Genomic DNA, 6,000 nt, shown 5'->3' with positions numbered 1-6,000 from the left:
AAATAGCCGCGCAAGTTAGTGCCTGGCAAAATCAAAGAAATAATAAAATCTGTAAAATAAATTGGCAGTTCACAAATAAAGAAGCACGAGTGAAATTGAAAAGACTTTATCCGTCAATTGAGAATTAACATAACACTAGTACATCATATCCCTCTTTCTAAAGATAATTATTAAGCCTAAAATTAGAGCAACCTATTCTCAAATTCATTTGGATTTGTTTAAGCTTATGCTATTTTTGCAGTGCTTTAGGTTTCCGAAATCATATTCGGAATTAAAAGGGAACCGGGTTAGAATCCCGGACAGTCCCGCTGCTGTGTTCTCCATAACGGTCCAAAATTAAGCCACTTTTCGCCTTAGGCGGATGGGAAGGCTGGATAAACCGGGAGTAAGTCAGAAGACCTGCCTCAGCATAATAATTCATAGCTTTCGGGGATTGAAGCTTGGAGAGGACTATTCGCAAGAATGGATCCATTTCTGGTATTCCTTCATTATCTGTTTGCTGTGGGACAAAAACTCACAACAAAATGAAAACAAAAAAATTTTACGTTGGGGTAAGTCTGGGACTTGCACAACTGGTATTGCTAAACAGCAGTGCCCTGGCACAGGAAAGACCTGTTTCAAATCTCGATGAAGTGGTGGTAGTTGCCAGCCGTTCGCCCAAAAGATTATCGGAAATAGGAAAGGTGGTTCGGGTAATCACTGCAGAAACAATTTCAAAAAGTCAGGGCAGAACTTTGCCCGAGCTGTTAAACAATGTTGCTGGCTTGACGATAGGAGGAAATGGAGGTAATCCTGCAGATATTAAGGCTGTGTATCTCCGTGGAGCAAGTGCTGCTAATACCCTGATACTGATTGATGGTATCCCTGTCAATGATGCATCAGAAATATCTGGCGAATATAATATTTCATCCATTGCAATTGAGAATATCGAGCGTATCGAAATTTTAAAAGGAGGAAATTCTACTTTGTACGGCTCTGACGCAGTAGCAGGCGTTATTAATGTGATCACCAGAAAAGGTAGCGGCAAATTAGCGGCAAATCTTCTGGCTACCGGTGGAAGTTACGGGACCTATAAGCAAGTTTTGGGTTTGAGCGGACAAATCGAAAATACATCTCTTACATTCAATGCCTCTAATCTGGATTCAGAGAATTTCTCTTCTGCACAGCCTGCCAACGCTGAACCTGGCTTTGACAAGGATGGATTCCATCAGAAATCCATGATGTTTAACATGGGACAGCAGGTTAGTAAAAACTTTTTACTAAGAGGAAATTTTCAGGCTAATAATAATGCCGCCGACCTCGATAATGGTGCATTTGCTGATGCAAAGGACTATACCTATAGTAAATCTTCATTTCTGGCGGGAATAGGTGGAAAGCTGGATTTTAATAAAGCCGTTCTCAATTTCAATCTAAGCCAGAATAAGCTGAACAATAAATACAATAATCAGGGTTCAATCACCAATAATACAGGGAATATTACACACCTGGAAAGTAACCTCAATTATGCTTTCAATAATTTTATTGATGTGGCAAGTGGCATTTCATACAGGAATCTAAGTACAGATCAGAGAAATCCATATAGTTCAAGGTTATTTGCAGACAATAATATAAAAAGTCTGTTCACATCTCTTTTTATTAAATCAAAAATGGGTTTTCAGGCAGAGATAGGTGGTCGATTTAATGATCATAGTGAATACGGCAGTAACTTTACCTATACTTTAAACCCATCCTATCTGATTGCAGACCGTTATAAACTGTACGCTAACATTTCATCTGCTTACAGAGTACCATCCTTGTATCAGTTATTTTCAGAATATGGAAATTTAGCACTCAGCCCCGAAACATCCCGTACTTATGAGGCAGGCTTTGATCTGAATTTTACGACGCAAATAAATCTCTCCCTTTCTTATTTTAAGAGGGATATTGAAAATGTAATTGATTTTGGTCAGGTTTCTGCTGGTAAATTTGGTTATATAAATCAAAATAAGCAGAATGATAAGGGTTATGAAGTAGAACTAAGCTACAAACCCAATGGATTACTGAATCTGAATGCTTTTTATGCTTTTGTAGATGGGGAGGTGACCACTCCGGTAGGTACATCATTTAATCTCTTCAGAAGACCAAAGAATTCTTTCGGACTGAATGCTGGTCTTGATTTAAGTAAAACTCTAAGCTTTAATCTGATTTATAAGTTCACAGGCGACCGAAGAGACAAATATTTTGATGGTAAGACTTTCAAAACGGTGGAAGCTGAACTTGGTTCATTTAATGTACTTGATATTTATGCTCAGTACAAAGCTTCAGCCAGACTTAGCTTGTTTACCGATGTTAAGAATGTGCTGGATGAGAATTATGTCGAATTTGCAGGCTATCAAACCAAAGGAATCAATTTTAACGCTGGTTTTAAGTTAGACATCCGATAAGTTGTAAAACCAAATAATAAATAGCGATGGATGTAAATTCATCGCTATTTTTGTTTTAGGACAGATTAATTATGGAGAAGGCAGTTTTATTCTGGAGTGCAGGTAAGGATTCAGCAATGGCATTACAAAGGCTTAAGCAAAATCCGCAGTTCGAGATAATAGGACTTGTAAGCACTTTAAATAGTGAATTCAAGCGGATTTCAATGCATGGTATCGCTGAAAAAGTACTTGACAGACAAGCTGAACAATTGGGATTTCCAATCATTAAAATGTGGGTATCGAATCAGCCTGACAATTACTCCTATGAAGAAGTCTTTCTGAAAACCTGTACACAATTAATAGAAATGGGTGTTGATACCCTTGTGTTTGGAGATTTTTTTCTCGAAGACCTTCGGATATACCGTGAGGACTTAGCATCAAGGGCGGGTTTGAAAACATATTTTCCTTTGTGGAAGAGTAGCTCGATTGAGCTTCAGAAAGAGTTATCTGATGGAGGTTTTGAAGCTATTACTTGCTGTGTTCAATCTGATAAATTGGGTATGGATTGGATTGGAAAACAACTAAATTCCGATTTCTTCAGAAAATTACCTCAGGGAATTGATCCCTTCGGGGAAAATGGTGAGTTCCATACGTTTTGTTATAATGGGCCGGTTTTTCGAAAGCCTGTAGCTTATGAAACCGGAGAAATTGTATTCAGGCCTTTGCAAATTAAACAAACTGACGGGGAAGAAGATGCTGGATTTTTATACCTGGATATTACCTGAAAGAAATCATCAAAGGTTCCAACCCGCAATTGCGGAAAAAAAGAAATAAACATAAACAGATGAAAAGAATTGTTGTAATTACCGGAGCCGGTATTTCTGCTGAAAGTGGCTTGCAGACTTTCAGAGATTCAGGGGGACTATGGGAAGGACACAATGTATATGATGTAGCTACTCCGGAAGCCTGGAGCAGGAATCCGGATATGGTTCAAGATTTTTATAACGAGCGCCGTAAATCTGTTCTTGAAGCGAAACCCAATGCTGCACATTATGCTCTGGTAAGACTTGAAGAAAAGTATGATGTGACCATTATTACTCAAAATATTGATGACCTGCATGAACGTGCCGGATCTTCGCGAATTATTCATTTACATGGCCTGATTACAAAATCCCAGTCAGATAGAAATCCAAATCTAACCTATGATATTTCAGGATCGGAATTAAAAATGGGAGAACAATGTGAATTAGGCTCTCAGCTACGGCCACATGTTGTTTGGTTTGGAGAAGCTGTTCCAATGATTGAAAAAGCTGCTACAGAATGTCATTTTGCCGATATATTCATAGTAATAGGCACCTCATTAAAGGTTTACCCGGCAGCAGGCCTTATTGATTTGGTACCGGCGAAAGCGAAAAAAATACTGGTAGATCCCAGGGCAATGGAGATATCTGCAAAAAACATAGAAATGATCCCTGAAAATGCTGCTACTGCAGTTCCTGAGCTGGTTAAGCGCTTGTTAAATCAATGAGTTGATAGCCTTTCTTGATTCGGTGCTGTTACTGCCTGTACTACTAAACTATCTGGAAGATTAGCATTACATTTACTAAAGGAGTTTGTTTGAACCTATAAACAATTATATCCAAATGAAAATGCAGCAAAACTCGAGAAGGAATTTTTTGAAAAAATCGGCATTAACTGCTGGTCTTACTACTATTGGTAATATAGGCTTAGCTGAATCATTAAAAAGCGACAGTGCTTTAAACCCAGCCGGAAAACTTCCACGTGAGGTTTGGATAGCAAGCTTTTCACAGGAAAGACTATCTGCAGAAACACCTGATGATATGGTCAAACGAGTGATTGAATCTCTAAAGGGAATCGAACCCTTTAACCCCGATGTAGTTTGCCTGCCTGAATGTTTCTACATCGCAAATACTAAAATGGATGGGAAGTTCACTGTACAACAAAGGATAAGTAAATCAGAAGAAGTGTTAAAGCAGTTTTCTGATTTCTCTAAAAAAAACAATTGCTATACTATTTGTGCTGTTGATACTCCTGCAGGTCATGGAATGTTTTATATTTCGGCTGTTGTGATTGACCGGCAGGGGAAACGTGTCGGAGCGTATCATAAAATTCACCCGACAGAAGGTGAGATAAAAAGTGGAGTTATGCCCGGACCTTTATTTCAGCCTGTTATTCAAACGGATTTTGGAAAAATAGGGGTTCAGATTTGCTTTGATTCATTGTGGGATGACGGATGGGAGATGTACCGGAAGCAGGGTGCGGAGATCATTTTCTTCCCTTCAGCCTTTGCTGCCGGGCAAATGATTAATTCACTTGCATGGAAGCATAAATGTGTGGTAGTTTCCAGTACCAGGAAAGGAACCAGTAAAATATGTGATATTACTGGTGAGGAATTGGCAAAGACAGGTTTTTGGAACCCTCAACTTTGCTGGGGTCCGGTTAATTTGGAAAAAGCTTTCCTGCATTTATGGCCATTTGTTCAACATTTTCCCGCCGTTCAAAAAAAATACGGACGCAGGGTGGATATAAAAGTTTTTCATGAGGAAGAATGGGCAATTATAGAAAGTTTATCTCCTGATGTCCTGGTGAAGGATATTTTAAAAGAGTTTAATCTTAAAACTCACGAAGAGGTTACTGCTGAAGGCGAAAAGGCACAATTAGAAGCCCGCAAAAAATATTCTTCCTAATTCCATACAAGAGATCATAAAATGTAACGATAAATAAAAACCCGGACGTAATAACTCAAGATTTCTTACAAGAATCAGAATTATTACGTCCGGGTATTCTTTATATTATTGCTAAAATTGCAATCTAAACTTTCGCCAGAACAGGGTATCTTTTTGATAAAAGATAGAAGCTTCCAAATAATACTGCTGAAAACACCAAATTACCAATTAACATATTTCTAAAGAATGGAAGGCCTGCAGCATAAGAAGTCAGGATTCCTGAAATATTCCGGGGGTATATTGTAGCGGGGTACAAAAATGCAAAATTGGTTATCAGGAAGAAAACCGATGCACTGATGAATGATGCTAAAATTACATTGGTTGTATTTACTTTGTTTCTGATCAGGAATCCGCATCCAACCATCACAACAAAGCCGGTATAAACTGCAAGACTAAATCCATTTCCAATGAAGATGTCAGAAACAGCCATAGCTACTATTGGTATAATAAATGCCAAGCGTTTATCACTGAACTGAGCACCACTAAATATTGCCAGAGCTCCAATTGCTGTAAAGTTCCAGATATGTGGAATTAAATAGGGAAGTGCCCTTGTCAGCGCAGCTGCAATGACAAGAAGTGTTAATACTATAAAACGGGTTGTGTTGATATGTTTCATGATTCAAAAATAGGAAAAAAAATCTTAGCTTTTAAAATGTATTGAAATATATAATAATGGCCAAACCTCCCATAAATTTGGCATTATTATCCAATAAAATATTGGCATTTATATACAAACGTGACCAAAAGTTTTTTTGATTCTCACGCCCCGTAAATCTCTTAAAATCATACGAATAAAGACTAACTGATGAGAGTTAATTACTCGAAACGTACGATTTGAACGTGTGTCTTAG

The 6,000-nt window shown here is 38.1% G+C and carries 5 protein-coding genes, 1 pseudogene and 1 riboswitch; of the genes and pseudogenes, 5 read left to right on the top strand and 1 reads right to left on the bottom strand.

Annotated features, from left to right (window positions below):
- From Q8M41_RS07125 to Q8M41_RS07105, 5 genes and pseudogenes are all read left to right on the top strand, one after another.
- A pseudogene (locus Q8M41_RS07125) lies at positions 1-128 on the top strand (IS630 family transposase); the annotation flags it as partial.
- A 102-nt stretch (positions 129-230) separates the two neighbouring features.
- A riboswitch (cobalamin riboswitch) is annotated at positions 231-422 on the top strand.
- 102 nt (positions 423-524) lie between these two features.
- Positions 525-2,423 (top strand): TonB-dependent siderophore receptor, encoded by a 1,899-nt coding sequence (locus Q8M41_RS07120; protein ID WP_305364556.1) that lies wholly within the window; start codon positions 525-527, stop codon positions 2,421-2,423.
- A 71-nt stretch (positions 2,424-2,494) separates the two neighbouring features.
- Positions 2,495-3,187, top strand: coding sequence for an ATP-binding protein (locus Q8M41_RS07115; protein ID WP_305364555.1), 693 nt, complete (start codon positions 2,495-2,497; stop codon positions 3,185-3,187).
- A 59-nt stretch (positions 3,188-3,246) separates the two neighbouring features.
- Positions 3,247-3,930, top strand: a complete 684-nt coding sequence (locus tag Q8M41_RS07110) for an NAD-dependent deacylase (protein WP_305364554.1) — start codon at positions 3,247-3,249, stop codon at positions 3,928-3,930.
- A gap of 115 nt (positions 3,931-4,045) precedes the next feature.
- Positions 4,046-5,110, top strand: coding sequence for a carbon-nitrogen hydrolase family protein (locus Q8M41_RS07105; protein ID WP_305364553.1), 1,065 nt, complete (start codon positions 4,046-4,048; stop codon positions 5,108-5,110).
- 124 nt (positions 5,111-5,234) lie between these two features.
- On the opposite strand, the gene Q8M41_RS07100 is transcribed toward Q8M41_RS07105, so the two are convergent.
- The gene (locus Q8M41_RS07100) at positions 5,235-5,765 is read right to left on the bottom strand and encodes a DUF6580 family putative transport protein (protein ID WP_305364552.1); all 531 of its coding nucleotides are present in this window, start codon (positions 5,763-5,765) and stop codon (positions 5,235-5,237) included.
- Positions 5,766-6,000: the final 235 nt, after the last annotated feature.

This window comes from Daejeonella sp., from assembly GCF_030684675.1.
Lineage (GTDB): Bacteria > Bacteroidota > Bacteroidia > Sphingobacteriales > Sphingobacteriaceae > Daejeonella.
The sequence above is the reverse complement of the archived record's forward strand: the minus strand, read 5'-3'. Positions and strand labels throughout refer to the sequence as shown.